General features: G+C 31.1%; 15 protein-coding genes. All 15 read left to right on the top strand.

The window, feature by feature from the left end:
- Nucleotides 1–917: dTDP-glucose 4,6-dehydratase (gene rfbB, locus OH814_RS18200; RefSeq protein WP_308829137.1), on the top strand; the 917-nt coding region annotated here is incomplete at its 5' end.
- A 10-nt stretch (nucleotides 918–927) separates the two neighbouring features.
- Entirely contained in the window at nucleotides 928–1,791 is an 864-nt protein-coding gene (gene rfbA / locus OH814_RS18195) for a glucose-1-phosphate thymidylyltransferase RfbA (protein WP_308829136.1), read from the top strand.
- A gap of 169 nt (nucleotides 1,792–1,960) precedes the next feature.
- Nucleotides 1,961–2,818, top strand: a complete 858-nt coding sequence (locus tag OH814_RS18190; RefSeq protein ID WP_308829135.1) for an ABC transporter permease — start codon at nucleotides 1,961–1,963, stop codon at nucleotides 2,816–2,818.
- 44 nt (nucleotides 2,819–2,862) lie between these two features.
- Entirely contained in the window at nucleotides 2,863–4,086 is a 1,224-nt protein-coding gene (locus OH814_RS18185; RefSeq protein WP_076557338.1) for an ABC transporter ATP-binding protein, read from the top strand.
- A gap of 4 nt (nucleotides 4,087–4,090) precedes the next feature.
- Nucleotides 4,091–4,930, top strand: coding sequence for an FkbM family methyltransferase (locus OH814_RS18180; RefSeq protein WP_308829134.1), 840 nt, complete (start codon nucleotides 4,091–4,093; stop codon nucleotides 4,928–4,930).
- Between the two features lie 9 nt (nucleotides 4,931–4,939).
- Nucleotides 4,940–5,767 carry a glycosyltransferase gene (locus tag OH814_RS18175; RefSeq protein ID WP_308829133.1) on the top strand — a complete coding sequence of 276 codons (828 nt, stop codon included), beginning with the start codon at nucleotides 4,940–4,942 and terminating at the stop codon, nucleotides 5,765–5,767.
- Nucleotides 5,760–6,656 (top strand): glycosyltransferase family 2 protein, encoded by an 897-nt coding sequence (locus tag OH814_RS18170; RefSeq protein ID WP_308829132.1) that lies wholly within the window; start codon nucleotides 5,760–5,762, stop codon nucleotides 6,654–6,656. Before OH814_RS18175 ends, OH814_RS18170 begins: the two co-directional genes overlap by 8 nt.
- 239 nt (nucleotides 6,657–6,895) lie before the next feature.
- A complete protein-coding gene (locus OH814_RS18165; RefSeq protein ID WP_308829131.1) occupies nucleotides 6,896–7,699 on the top strand; it encodes a glycosyltransferase family 2 protein in 804 nt (267 codons plus the stop codon).
- A 4-nt stretch (nucleotides 7,700–7,703) separates the two neighbouring features.
- Complete coding sequence (locus tag OH814_RS18160) at nucleotides 7,704–8,624, top strand: glycosyltransferase family 2 protein (protein WP_308829130.1); 921 nt, start codon at nucleotides 7,704–7,706, stop codon at nucleotides 8,622–8,624.
- Between the two features lie 5 nt (nucleotides 8,625–8,629).
- Entirely contained in the window at nucleotides 8,630–9,511 is an 882-nt protein-coding gene (locus OH814_RS18155; RefSeq protein WP_308829129.1) for a glycosyltransferase family A protein, read from the top strand.
- A gap of 100 nt (nucleotides 9,512–9,611) precedes the next feature.
- A complete protein-coding gene (locus OH814_RS18150; RefSeq protein WP_308829128.1) occupies nucleotides 9,612–10,550 on the top strand; it encodes a glycosyltransferase in 939 nt (312 codons plus the stop codon).
- Nucleotides 10,547–11,335, top strand: coding sequence for a glycosyltransferase (locus tag OH814_RS18145; RefSeq protein WP_308829127.1), 789 nt, complete (start codon nucleotides 10,547–10,549; stop codon nucleotides 11,333–11,335). The genes OH814_RS18150 and OH814_RS18145 overlap by 4 nt, the downstream gene beginning before the upstream one ends.
- Nucleotides 11,336–11,510: 175 nt before the next feature.
- Nucleotides 11,511–12,290 (top strand): glycosyltransferase, encoded by a 780-nt coding sequence (locus OH814_RS18140; protein WP_374990587.1) that lies wholly within the window; start codon nucleotides 11,511–11,513, stop codon nucleotides 12,288–12,290.
- Nucleotides 12,291–12,387: 97 nt separating this feature from the next.
- Nucleotides 12,388–13,467, top strand: a complete 1,080-nt coding sequence (gene wecB, locus OH814_RS18135; protein WP_308829126.1) for a non-hydrolyzing UDP-N-acetylglucosamine 2-epimerase — start codon at nucleotides 12,388–12,390, stop codon at nucleotides 13,465–13,467.
- Nucleotides 13,464–14,144, top strand: coding sequence for an NAD-dependent epimerase/dehydratase family protein (locus OH814_RS18130; protein WP_308829125.1), 681 nt, complete (start codon nucleotides 13,464–13,466; stop codon nucleotides 14,142–14,144). Before wecB ends, OH814_RS18130 begins: the two co-directional genes overlap by 4 nt.
- The last annotated feature ends 46 nt before the right edge of the window (nucleotides 14,145–14,190 follow it).

Genomic DNA, 14,190 nt, shown 5'->3' with positions numbered 1-14,190 from the left:
TTTTCGAGAAAGCAGATATCACAAAACCTGAAGAGCTAAGAAAGGTTTTTGAAAAATATAATCCGGATGCAGTGATACATTTAGCTGCTGAAAGTCATGTAGACAGAAGCATTACAGATCCGATGGCATTTATTAATACCAACGTAAACGGAACTTCCAATCTTTTGAATCTTTGCAAAGAATTCTGGACTTTAAACCCAGATCACACTCACGGAAGATTCCCCAATGAAAAAAGAACAAATCTTTTCTATCATGTTTCTACTGATGAAGTTTACGGAAGTTTAGGTGAAACAGGATTCTTTTTAGAAACCACTTCTTATGATCCGCAATCTCCTTATTCGGCTTCAAAAGCAGCTTCAGACCATTTAGTAAGAGCGTATGGAAACACCTATGGAATGCCATTTATTGTTTCCAACTGTTCAAACAATTACGGACCGAATCATTTTCCAGAGAAATTAATTCCGCTTTGTATTTCGAATATTATTAATGAAAAACCGTTACCAATTTACGGTGACGGAAAATATACAAGAGACTGGTTATTCGTCATCGATCACGCTAAAGCAATTCACCAAATTTTTAATGAGGCTAAAACCGGAGAAACTTACAATATCGGAGGCTTCAACGAATGGCAGAATATCGATTTGGTAAAAGAATTAATCAAACAAATGGATGAAAAGCTTGGAAATCCGGCTGGTCATTCTGAAAAACTGATCACTTATGTAAAAGACAGACCAGGTCACGACAAACGCTATGCAATTGATGCGACAAAACTGAGCAATGAGCTAGACTGGAAACCTTCTGTAACTTTCGAACAAGGATTAGGAAAAACAATCGATTGGTTTCTGGAAAACAAAGAATGGCTGGAAAACGTAACCAGCGGAGATTACCAGAAATATTACGAAAAGCAGTATAATTAAAACACACAAGATGAAAGGTATTATTTTAGCCGGAGGTTCCGGAACACGACTTTATCCTCTTACCATTGCCGTAAGCAAGCAACTGATGCCTGTTTATGATAAACCAATGATTTATTATCCTCTTTCTACGTTGCTTTTAGCTGGAATTAAGGATATTCTGATTATCACAACTCCTCATGATCAAGCAGGATTTATCAAGCTTTTGGGTGATGGTTCACAAATTGGCTGTAATATCGAATATGTGGTACAACCAAGTCCGGATGGCCTTGCGCAGGCTTTTATTCTTGGAGATCAATTTGTCGGTGATGAATCTGTAGCTTTGGTTTTAGGAGATAATATTTTTTACGGTTCAGAAATGGGAACTTTGCTGAAAAACAAAACAAATCCGGATGGAGGCGTCGTTTTCGCGTATCATGTTTCAGATCCCGAAAGATATGGTGTAGTAGAATTTGACAATGACTTTAAAGCCGTTTCTATCGAAGAAAAACCCTTAAAACCAAAATCAAATTATGCAGTTCCTGGATTATATTTTTATGATAATGAAGTTGTAGAAATTGCCAAAAACATTCAGCCTTCCCCAAGAGGCGAGTTGGAAATTACCGATGTAAACAATGTTTATCTAAGTAAAGGTAAACTGGAAGTGGGTGTTTTAGACAGAGGCACAGCATGGCTTGATACCGGTACTTTTGATTCTCTAAATGATGCTTCAGAATTTGTAAGTGTTATCGAAAAAAGACAAGGTTTCAAAATTGGATGTATTGAAGAAATTGCTTTCAGAAATGGATTCATCAACGAAGAAAAACTTCTGGAAACAGCCACAAAATATGGTAAAAGCGGATATGGTGAATACCTGAAAAAGCTTGTGACTAAATAAAAAACAACATAAAATATACAAAGCTATTGGTTTGAGATCAGTAGCTTTTTTGTTTAAAGAAATAATTATTAATATATTAGCTCTGCTTTTGCCTGAACAAGACGAACAATTCAACATTCAGCAAACTGAAAATCAATTAATTATTTTAAATTTGTAAAAATTCCCACAAATGAGTGAACCACAACAAAAGTGGACCGACGTAATTGAGTCTAAACATTCTTTATTCCAACTTAATTTAAAAGAAGTATGGCAATATCGTGACTTGGTTTTTATGTTTGTAAAGAGAGATTTTATTTCCTCATTTAAACAGACTATTTTAGGTCCGCTCTGGTTTTTCATCAATCCTATTTTAACTACTATAGTTTTTACTCTTGTTTTCGGAGGCATTGCTAATTTACCAACAGATGGCATTCCTCCAATATTGTTTTATTTAGCAGGAAATACTCTTTGGGGTTATTTCAGCACCACCATGCTTAGCGTTTCTAATGTTTTCACAGGAAATGCAAGTATTTTTGGAAAAGTATACTTTCCAAGATTAGCAACTCCTATCTCAACCATAATATCGAGTTTTATGCGATTAAGTATACAATTGATATTATTTTTTATTGTACTAGGATACTACATTTATTTAGGACAGGTACATCCTAATTATTGGGCATTTTTCTTTCCTGTTTTGGTTATCTTTCTCGCATTATTTTCATTAGGATTAGGAATGATATTTTCTTCACTAACCACAAAATATCGAGATCTATCACTACTACTAGGCTTTGGTGTTAGTTTATTTATGTGGTTTACACCTGTTATTTTACCTACATCTCTTGTAAAACAAAAATTAGGAAACTATGGTTTTCTTGCGGACTTAAATCCTTTAACACCAATCTTTGAATGCTTCAAATTTGGATTTATAGGATCTGGAGATTTCAATATGGCTAGATTGCTAACAAGTTTTGTTTTTATCATTTTAGTTTTGCTGTTAGGAATTATCATCTTCAACAAATCTGAAAAATCTTTCATAGATACTGTATAAAACTTCACAAATCAAGTAATAAATTAATTAACAAAAATCAAAATATGCTTGCTTTAAAAGCTGAAAACATATCAAAACAATATCGCCTGGGGCAAGTAGGAACAGGGACATTAACTCATGACTTAAACCGATTTTGGCATACAGTGCGAGGAAAAGAAGACCCCTATCTAAAAATTGGAGAAGCTAATGACAGGAGTTCTAAAGGCTTTTCAGATTACGTCTGGTCTTTACGTGATATTAATTTTGAAATTGAAGAAGGTAATGCAGTAGGAATTATCGGGAGAAATGGTGCAGGAAAATCTACTCTGCTTAAGTTATTGAGTAAGGTAACAAAACCTACCACCGGAAAAATATATACAAATGGGAGGATTGCATCACTCTTAGAAGTGGGAACAGGCTTTCACCCCGAAATGACAGGCCGAGAAAATGTATTTCTGAACGGTGCCATCTTGGGCATGACTCGTAAAGAAATCACAAGAAAATTTGATGAAATTGTAGATTTCTCAGGAGTTGAAAGATATATTGATACTCCCGTAAAAAGATATTCTTCGGGAATGTATGTCCGTTTGGCATTTGCTGTTGCAGCGCACTTAGAGTCCGAAATCCTTATTGTAGATGAGGTTTTAGCCGTTGGAGATGCTGAATTTCAGAAAAAATGCCTTGGTAAAATGGGTGATGTAACAAAAGGAGAAGGTAGAACAGTGCTTTTTGTAAGTCATGATCTTAATGCTATATCTCAAATTTGTAATACTGGGATTCTGCTTAATAAGGGATTAGTTGAGTACATAGGATCAGCACGTGAAACAATTTCTACATATCTGAATTTTGACAATGATGACGTTGTTTATTTTAATCCTGATCACGGTAATAAAGATATGTTCATCAAAGAAATCCAGGTTACTAAATCCGATGGTACCGTAAGTAAAGAATATCTGTATAATGAACCAATTACTTTTAAATTTGTTATCGGAATAGAAGAATACATTAAGAATACAAGTTTTTTCGTAACAATTTTAGATTCTAAAAAAAGGAGTGTGTTTTCATGTGAATCTACTATTGTTAACGAAACGATGACTTTAACCATCGAACCCAATATTTTAGTGAGAGGAAAATACTCTATAAATGCATTTATTAATCTGCCAAAAATACGACAGTTGGATCTCGCAGAAGATGTTTGTAAATTTACCGTAATAGATCCAGATTCATACCTTTCTAAACATGGTGAATACGATTACGGAAATGTATTTGGTAACTACAAATGGAAATAAATATATGTTAAAAAAAATAAAACGAGTTTTCGACTTACTTAGACTAGAATTACACCAGTTTAAAATGAAGCATGCTGAAAATCTCAAAACAGGTATAAGTCCTTTTGAGAGACAAAGAATAAATAATCTTCCTAAGCTGAAAGCTGGTATTGCTACTATATTTGAGAAGCCTTTTCATTATTCAGACAAAGATGGATTTCTCCATTCTTTGGATGAAATATTTGAACAAGAAACTTATAAATTTTTTTCAAATAAAGAAAACCCACTAATTATTGATTGTGGTGCCAATATTGGATTAAGCACCTACTACTTTATTCGACAATTTCCAAACTCAAAAATTATTGCCTTTGAACCAGACAAAGAGATATTTAAGCTTTTGGAAAACAATGTTAAATCATTTCCCAATCATCAAAACATAGAAATTCATAATACTGCAGTTTGGACAGAAGATACACAACTTAAATTTTATTCTGAAGGATCACTTGCTGGCTCACTTTCGCTTGACGTGGCAAAGAAAAATAATTATGATACTGTAGAGGCTGTAGATCTGAAAAAATATTTACAAAACGAAGTAGATTTTCTTAAAATTGATATTGAAGGTGCAGAGAACACATTAATATTTGATATTAAAAATAATTTAAAAAATGTAAAATTGCTTTTCTTAGAATATCACGGCATTGTAAACCAACCACAAAATCTTGGAGATATTCTCAATCTATTACATAACGCTGGATTCGAATATTACATAAGACTAGCTGCTGACACTTTAAATTTTCCATTTTGTAATGAAAAGAACACTACGTTTAATCAACAGCTAAATATTTTTTGCTATCGGAATATTTAATATTTACTCATGCTATCAATAATAATATCTTCATATAAACCTGCTAATTTTAAAGCTTTAAAAGAGAATATAGATAAAACCTGTGGGATTGTTTATGAAATTATTAAAATTGATAATCCCGGGCTTATGGGAATAACAGAAGCGTATAACTTAGGAGCAAAAAAAGCAAAATATAATTTTTTTTTATTTTTACATGAAGATATAATCTTTCACACAGATAATTGGGGAGAAAAACTAATTTCCCATCATCATATTAATAATCTCGGAATAATAGGAATTGCAGGTGGAACTTACATTCCTAGTGTACCTAGTGGCTGGTTTACCAATATGAATTATGCTTTAATTAATATTCTACAAAGAGAATACGATACAACCTTACGTAACGTGAAGACTTTTACACAAAAAGCTCATAAAGCAATTGCTATTGATGGTGTTTTTATAAGTATTAGTAAAGACAATTTTTATAATTATAGCTTTGACGAGAAACTTAAAGGCTATCACGGATATGATACAGAATTGAGCTTAAGGATTGCTAAAAAACATCAAAACTATGTAGTTTCAGACATTTTGATTGAACATTTTTCTCCAGGCAATCCAGACAAATTATGGTTTATAAACAATATGTATATCCGCAAAAAACATCGTTATAATTTTAATGTAAAAAATGATGAGAAAACTGAAATGCTTCTTTACAAAGCTTTTACAAAAACATTTTTTACACATTACAAGAAGTCGTTTACAAACTATTTCACAGTTCTCCAATTTTTACCTATATCAAGAGTAAAGCTAGTTAATTGCTTAAAACTAATAAAATTCACACTTTATTCGAATGATTAAACTTGCAATTATTATTCCCTACTATAAAATAGATTTTTTTGAAAAGACTATAAAATCTGTTGCTGAACAAACCAACAAAAATTTTGTTTTGTATATAGGAAATGACGCAAGTCCCGAAGCTCCTCTGCCAATCATTGAAAAATATTTTACTCCTAATGAATATCATTATTTTGGCTATACAGAAAATATTGGCGGAAAAAACCTGGCACTTCAGTGGGAAAGAATACTTGAAAATGTGCATGAGGAATGGTTTGAGGTCTTGGGTGACGATGATGTCATGGCTCCGAACTTTGTAGAAGAATTTTACAACTCGATCCAATACTGTAATGATCAAAATATCCATTGCATAAAAACAGTACACCATCATATTGATGAATATGGTAATCTTATAAGAACTAACGATTATAATGTAGATTCAATAGAAGCTTATCAATTGTTTATAAATAAATATTGTGGTGTGGCTAGTAGCAGTTTATCAGAAAATATTTTTAAGACCAAGATGTATCGGAAATATGGTTTTGAAAAGATTCCTTTAGCGTGGGGAAGTGATGATTTAGCCATTCTTACTTTTTCTGATTACGGCACAATATACTACAATCGTGCAACTTATATAAAAGTAAGACTATCAAATCTCAGTATTTCGGGATCTGAGAATCTTAATAAAAATAAGGATGACGCTTACAATATATTGAGAGAAAAATTTATTTTACATCATTCAAAAATGTTTCCTTCAGAATTTGTAGGAAAAGTCATTAAGCAATATTTAGAGTATTGCTATATGACCAGACAAGACGCCAAATATACTGTCGCAACTTATTTCCTCAAAAATTTTAGTATCCTGAATTTTTTTAAAACCTTAAAAAAAATATATTATATCAATTCTCTTTGAAACCATAATAGATTCATGAAATAATAAGTTAACTTTTGGCTGTTAGAATCACTTATTTACCATAACAGCAATACCACCCAAAAGCTATATATTGTCCTGTGTTGCTACATCAAAAACATTGTATAAGATAACAGTTATCACATCATCTACAAGATTTTTAATATCTTTGTTTTCTAAAAGCACATTTTATTCCCTGATAAATAAACAACAAAGCAGATAAATCTGAAAAATAAATAGTGATGATTCAAAGGCTAAAAAATTATTGTAAATATTTATTCTATAAATATTCGGTTCTTACTAATTCATTATTAAAAAATCAGAGAAAAAACCCTTTATCAATTCCTGTTATTATAATTAATTTTAACCAATTACATTATTTAGAAGAGCTTATTTCTTTTTTATTAAGAAGAAAATTTGAAAACATTATTATTATTGATAACCAATCATCTTACCCTCCTCTTTTAGAATATTATAATAGCATTAAAAATCAAGTAACAATACACTATCTATCTGAAAATCTGGGTCATAAAGCATTTTACCTAAAACCTGAGCTATTTAACAAATATGCTAAAGGATATTATTTTCTTACTGATGCTGATATAGTCCCAAGCGAAAACCTTCCAGAAAACTTTCCATCGAAAATGTTGACTATTTTAGATAAATATTTCAGAGCCATCACAAAAGTGGGAATAGCCTTGAGAATTGACGATATTCATGATTCTTTTCCATTAAAAAATGAAGTTCTTTCTTGGGAAAAACAATTTTGGATGAAAGAATTGGAGCCACAAGTTTTCAAAGCAGAGATTGATACTACTTTTGCACTTTATAAACCTAGCTATTTCTTGAGAGAATATAAAGATTTCATTAAGGGAATACGTATGGGAGGGCTGTATACATCGAGACACGGTGGGTGGTACAAAGACGCGAATAATCTCACTGAAGAAGAATTGTATTATCAGAGTACAGCGAATTCATCAAGCTCCTGGAATTTTGATAATAGTGGCAAAATGAATGAAGCTTATATTAAATCATACAAAAAATAGTAGCATGAAGATCTTTGCCGTAGTAGTTATTTACAATGGAATGAAAAATAATTGGATACATAAATGTTTTTCTAGCTTGTTACAATCATCCATACCTGTAGAAATTATAGCTGTTGATAATCTTTCTACTGATAAGAGTGTAGAATATATCAGAAATAATTTTCCTAGCGTTACTCTTATTGAAAACATACAAAATCTGGGATTCGGGGGGGCTAATAATCTTGGTTTAAAGAGTGCTTTAAAGCAGGGAGGCGAATTTTTCTTTCTACTTAATCAAGATGCCTATGTAGAAACGAATACTATCGAAAAATTAATAAATACATCATTGCAGCACCCAGAATATGCAGTAATAAGCCCTATTCATTTAAATAGCAACGGAACAAAGTTAGATAAAAGTTTTGCAAGATCTGTATCACCCTATTATTGCGAAGATTTTTATGATGATTATGTTTTAGGTAATACAAAAAAAACTATTTATGAATCTCCATTTATATGTGCTGCAGCATGGCTTTTAACAGCAAAGGCACTCGAAGTTATCGGAGGTTTCAGTCCTGCATTCTTTCATTACGGTGAAGATGATAATTACTGCCACCGAATTCAATATTTTAAAATGAAAATAGGTGTTGTTCCTGATACATATATATTTCACGATCGTGAAGATAGAGCTCCGGGAATATATGATAATAGACTATCTACAATTCAACGCCAGCAAATTCTTTGGTGTAGTAACCCAAACAATCCTATTTCAATAAAAAAGATTATTAAGCAATATCGAAATAAAACAATTAAATACTTATTAAAAGTAGATTTTAAAGAAGCAAATATGAATAAAAAAATTGCTTCTTTTTTGAAAAACAAAAAACCTTTAATAGAGGGTTCATTTTCAGAGTCAGTTTCAGATAAAACTTATAAATTTATTTATTAAACTGTATGATAACTATTTTCACCCCAACCTATAACCGAGCATATACATTATCAAAGTTATTTGAAAGTTTACAAAGACAGACTTCGAGAGATTTTGAGTGGCTAATTGTAGATGATGGGTCTAGTGACAATACTGAAGAGTTAGTTGATTACTTCAGTAAAAATGCAGATTTTAAAATTATATACATTTATCAGGAAAATCAAGGCAAACATGTTGCAATTAATACTGCATTGAAAAACATACAAACACCTTATTTTCTCACCGTCGATAGCGATGATTACCTTAAAAATAACGCTGTAGACATAGTTTATGAAAAACTAACTGTCATTAAGGATTCAAAAACAATTATTGGTTTAGCCAGTCCTATTGAAATGACTAACAATCAAGGCGAAGCATTTCCTAATAAAAGTTTACAATCCGAAATTATAGCATCCCAGAATGAGATGGCTTATGAACATAATGTAATTGCTGAGTTTTCATTAATTTTGAAAACATCAGTTGCAAAAAAATATCCATATCCGATTTTCCAAGGTGAGAAATTTATTGTTGAATCTGTGATCTCTAATCGTATGGATAATAATTTTAAATTATTACACATCACATCATCAATTGTAATTGGTGAATACCGAAGTGATGGTTTAACGGCACAGATAAAAAAAATCTTATCAAACAATTCAAAAGGTGCTTCTTTAGCATATAATGAAAAAATGAATAACTCTAATATTCCTTTTGCCAACAGAAAATCTTTTGTTAAAAATTATTGGGATTATGAAAGTTTACATAATAAAAATTTTCTTCTTAAATTAAAAAAAATTAGTAGTATTCGGCTAAAAATATATATATTATTCTATTTTATAAATCGAATTATGAAAAAGACTTTTAGTTGATCTCTTCTTTTTAAACAAAATTCATAATCTAGAAAATCAAGCTAGTGGTTGTAAAATCAGAAGTAAATAGTTTATTATCCGAAAATACTTAGTAAATATTATGACTAATAATTTGGTTACGGTTTTTATGATTTCTTATAATCAGGAGGAATTTATTATTGAAGCACTACAAAATGTTCTCAATCAAAAAACTGATTTTGATTTTCACGTGATACTTTCAGATGACTGCTCTACAGATCACACCCAAAATAAAGTAGATGCTTTTCTTGAAAATCATCCAAGAAAAAATTTGGTAACATTTATTAAGCAAAGAGAGAATCTGGGATGGATGCCCAATTTTATCTTTACATTACAAAAATGTCAGGAATCTGGTGCGAAATATATAGCAATGTGTGAGGGAGATGACTTTTGGACAAATGACTATAAACTTCAAAAACAGATCGATATTTTAGAGAACAATCAAGATGTTGTTTTAGCCTGCCATCAATATAAAGAGTTATATAATGATGCATCTACAAAAGATTTTCCTTATTTTAGAGAAGATTTTTTTCAAGGAAAAGAAAGTTTTAAATTTTCACAGAAAGACTTTGAAAAATTTATGCGAATTCAGACAATGACGATAGTTTTCCGAAATTCTGCTTTAGATCTAAACCTTAGAAATAAATATAATTATTACTGTGATACTCACATAAAACATCATCTTTTGGATCACGGTTTAGGACTTTACACAAAAGATTTTGATGCAGTTTACAGAATACATGGAAAAAATGTTTTCATGTCTCTTGATATGAGAAAAAAAACAAAATTTTCCTATGATGTTTACAAAGATCTGATTATTAATAATAATTCGGTAGGATACAAAAATCTATTAAATTCAGCAATGAGAGATCGTATAAATACCGAACTCAAGACCCAAAATAGAAATATATTAAAAAAATATTATCGAAAATTAATATGGGAACAATACAATAACACAAAATCTTTTCTTCAATTATTGAAATACATAATTAAAGGAATGTTTAAAAATCAACAGCAATGATTCCAAAAAAAATACATTACTGCTGGTTTGGCGGAAAACCAAAACCGGATTCTTTTTTTATATGTTTAGATTCTTGGAAGAAGAACCTTCCAGATTACGAAATCATTGAATGGAATGAAACCAATTTTGACATCAATTGCTGCGAGTATGTTCGTTTAGCTGCTGAACAAAAAAAATGGGCTTTTGTATCAGATTATTCAAGAGCTTTAGCCTTGTTTGAGCAGGGCGGAATCTACATGGATATTGATGTAGAAGTAAAATTTTCTTTAGACGAATTTCTCATTCACCGCGCGTTTTCAGGATTTGAAATTAAAGGATCTCCATTCACCGCACTTTGGGGTACAGAAGCAGGACATCCATGGCCAAAGAAAGTTTTAGATTTTTACAATAAAAAAACAGATTTTGACCTTACTACCAATACTGTTTTTGTATCAGATCTCTTGGTGAAAGAATACAAAATTGATGCAGCAAGAGACGAATATCAGGAGTTGGAAGATGGAATTGTGATCTATCCTTCCACTCATTTTTGTCTGGATCTTCCAAAAAATTATGCCAGTCACCACTTTGTTGGAACCTGGCATGAAAGAGACACCCCAAACCCCTTTAAAGATTTTGTACATGCTTATTTTCATGTAAAGAATGTAGCTGAAATCAAAGAAGGAAAAAAAGAAATTCATAACGTCATCAACAACATGAAAATGATTTCTGCAGATGAGATTCTTGATCAGTTTCCATTAAGAATGTTGGTGAAATATATTATTAAAAGGTTACGTCGTAAGTTTTAATGATTGAACTAAAAATAATTCTTAAATTGTGAAAATAGCACTCAAGTTGTTTATCTAAAGTATATTGAAATTTAATTTCAACCACGAATTTACAAAAACATATGCCTCTCAATTCTTATCTTTTTATATGCTGTCAATAATTGTATCATCATATCAACCGCACTTTTTTTCAGACTTGAAATCTAACATTGCTGAAACCTGCGGAATTCCTTATGAAATTATTAAAATACATAATCCTGGAACTATGGGAATTTGCCAAGCTTATAATTTGGGAGCAAAACAGGCAAAATTCAGAAATTTATTATTTATTCATGAAGATATTCTTTTTGTAAATAAAGGTTGGGGAGAAAAATTAGTGGAAACTCTCCAAATACCAGACTGTGGAATTGTAGGAGTTGCAGGAGGAAATTATTATTCACACATCCCCGCAACCTGGTCTAATAAAGGATATAATTCTGTAAATTTCATACAGGTTGTTTCTCAGATTGAGCAATACCATAGCAACTTTGGAAAGAAAAGTGAGCGTAAAAAAGTAAAAGGGATTGATGGCGTTTTATTAGCATGTAAAAAGAATATTTTTGATGAGTTTAAATTTAATGAGGACATAAGAGGTTACCATGGATATGATTTAATTTTTTCATTAAGTGTAGCAAAAAAATACACCAATTATATCACCAATGAAATATTAATAAAACACTTTTCGTCCGGTAATTTCTCAAAAGAGTGGTTTGAGAACATATTAAAAGTTCGTGAGATTATTGGTACATTTCAAGATCAAAAGACAGATCAAAAAGTAGAAAGGGAAAATTTTTATAAGTTTATTTTTTATCTCAAAAATTTTAACTACAGTCAAAAAGATTCTTTTAAAATTGCAATTAAGTATATTAACCTCAAAAAATTTGGCGTTATTAATAGTTTAAAGATGATTTATCAATTAAAGCATTTAGTTTATTGATTTTTAAATAATAAACAGTCAATTTTATTATAAACTACTTCACTTAATGAATCATTTCGCTATAGCCTAAGTTATTACTATTTTTAAAACATATATGATGAACGAGAAAATTGCAATTATATACGGAACGAGACCAGAATTCCTGAAGACATTCCCTATCATCAATGAATTCAGAAAACGCAATGAAGACATCTGCATTGTAAATACAGGTCAACACGATACGCTGCTTACAGAAATGGAAAACAGCTTCGGCATTATTCCACATCATAGACTTTCTGTACAGTCGTTGTCATTTACCAGCTCTAATCTGATTGCTAAACTGATCGACGAAATATCTAACCTCATCCATAAAGAGAATATTCAGAAAATAATTGCACAGGGTGATACATTCACTGTTTTAGCCTCATCCATGGTTGCTTTTCTTGAGCAGAGAAAATTTTATCACATTGAGGCCGGATTGAGAACATCAGATATCAAACTTCCTTTTCCTGAAGAATTCAACAGACGCGTTGTTTCATTAACAGCGAATGTAAATTTTGCTCCAACAGATTTAGCTAAGCATAACCTTTTGAAAGAAAACATTTCAGAGAAAAACATCTCTTTGGTTGGCAATACCATTGTTGATATGATCGAATATGTGATCGAAAAAGAAAATATTTTGGTAGAATATCAGGATTTTGTTTTTATTACGGCTCACAGGCGAGAAAACATTGGCCAACCTTTGAAAAATATTGCTCAGGCAATCAAAGAGCTCGCTGAAGAAAATCCGGAGACTCAATTTGACTGGGCATTGCACCCAAATCCCAATACCCGAAGAATTATTTTGGATATATTTGATAAGCAAATACCCAAAAACATCAACTTTACTGAGCCTCTTTCTTATCTTGACGCACTTAGAAAAATGGCTAAAGCCAAACTTATAATTTCAGATTCCGGCGGAATACAGGAAGAAGCACCAAGTTTACAGAAAAGAATATTAATTTTAAGAGAAGAAACCGAAAGGCCGGAAGTAGTTACCTGTAATTGCGGTATTTTGGTAGGGTCTGATATTGAAAAAATTAAAACTCATTTTAATTTAATATATCATAATCAGCAGGAATATATATTTGAAAGTGATAATAATCCTTTTGGAGACGGCAAAGCTTCAGAAAAAATCGTAAAAGAAATATTGGTATGATTGTAGGCAATGGTCTGATCGCTTCACTATTTGTGGATAATGACGATGAAAATGTAATTTTTTTTGCGTCGGGAGTCTCCAATTCTTTAGAAACAAGAGTTGAAGAATTTTTACGTGAGGAAAACCTGATCAAGAATACCATTTCAGAAAATACCGACAAGGTATTTGTATATTTCTCTACCTGCAGTATTTATGATTCTTCAAAGACTGGCAGCGATTACGTTCTTCACAAACTAAAAATGGAACAGCTGATAAAAAAATCGTGCCCACAATTTCTTATTTTGAGAGTAAGCAATGCTGTCGGCAAAGGCGGAAACCCAAATCTTCTGATGAATTATATTGTGAAAGCTGTGAAAAATAATGAAACTATTAATGTTCACACTCAAGCGACGCGCAACCTCATCGACGTTGATGATATAAGAAATGTTACCTTTGATCTTCTTAAACAACAATCTTTAAATAAAATTATCAATATTGCTTATAGTAAAAACTATTCAATTCTTGAGATTGTAGAGGTTGTAGAAAAGTTTTATCATAAAAAGATAAACATCAATCTTTTAAAAAGCGGATCTGGATATGACATTAATATTCCCGAAATAGAGCAATATTTTATAGAAACTAATCAAGTAGGAAAAGATATTTATCTTTATAATATTCTTCAAAAACATTTTTATTAAGTTTTTTATATTCAACTGTATTTAGAATTAAGATCAAACACAAAAT

It is taken from the genome of Chryseobacterium sp. CFS15 (genome assembly GCF_031118795.1).
Lineage (GTDB): Bacteria > Bacteroidota > Bacteroidia > Flavobacteriales > Weeksellaceae > Chryseobacterium > Chryseobacterium indoltheticum.
Note: the sequence above shows the minus strand (reverse complement) of the source record. Positions and strands in the feature narration are given on the sequence as shown.

Coding starts and splice junctions, on each gene's coding strand:
- rfbA (WP_308829136.1), top strand. CDS start 928: ATGAAAGGTATTATTTTAGCCGGAGGTTCCGGAACACGACTTTATCCT.
- OH814_RS18190 (WP_308829135.1), top strand. CDS start 1,961: ATGAGTGAACCACAACAAAAGTGGACCGACGTAATTGAGTCTAAACAT.
- OH814_RS18185 (WP_076557338.1), top strand. CDS start 2,863: ATGCTTGCTTTAAAAGCTGAAAACATATCAAAACAATATCGCCTGGGG.
- OH814_RS18180 (WP_308829134.1), top strand. CDS start 4,091: ATGTTAAAAAAAATAAAACGAGTTTTCGACTTACTTAGACTAGAATTA.
- OH814_RS18175 (WP_308829133.1), top strand. CDS start 4,940: ATGCTATCAATAATAATATCTTCATATAAACCTGCTAATTTTAAAGCT.
- OH814_RS18170 (WP_308829132.1), top strand. CDS start 5,760: ATGATTAAACTTGCAATTATTATTCCCTACTATAAAATAGATTTTTTT.
- OH814_RS18165 (WP_308829131.1), top strand. CDS start 6,896: ATGATTCAAAGGCTAAAAAATTATTGTAAATATTTATTCTATAAATAT.
- OH814_RS18160 (WP_308829130.1), top strand. CDS start 7,704: ATGAAGATCTTTGCCGTAGTAGTTATTTACAATGGAATGAAAAATAAT.
- OH814_RS18155 (WP_308829129.1), top strand. CDS start 8,630: ATGATAACTATTTTCACCCCAACCTATAACCGAGCATATACATTATCA.
- OH814_RS18150 (WP_308829128.1), top strand. CDS start 9,612: ATGACTAATAATTTGGTTACGGTTTTTATGATTTCTTATAATCAGGAG.
- OH814_RS18145 (WP_308829127.1), top strand. CDS start 10,547: ATGATTCCAAAAAAAATACATTACTGCTGGTTTGGCGGAAAACCAAAA.
- wecB (WP_308829126.1), top strand. CDS start 12,388: ATGAACGAGAAAATTGCAATTATATACGGAACGAGACCAGAATTCCTG.
- OH814_RS18130 (WP_308829125.1), top strand. CDS start 13,464: ATGATTGTAGGCAATGGTCTGATCGCTTCACTATTTGTGGATAATGAC.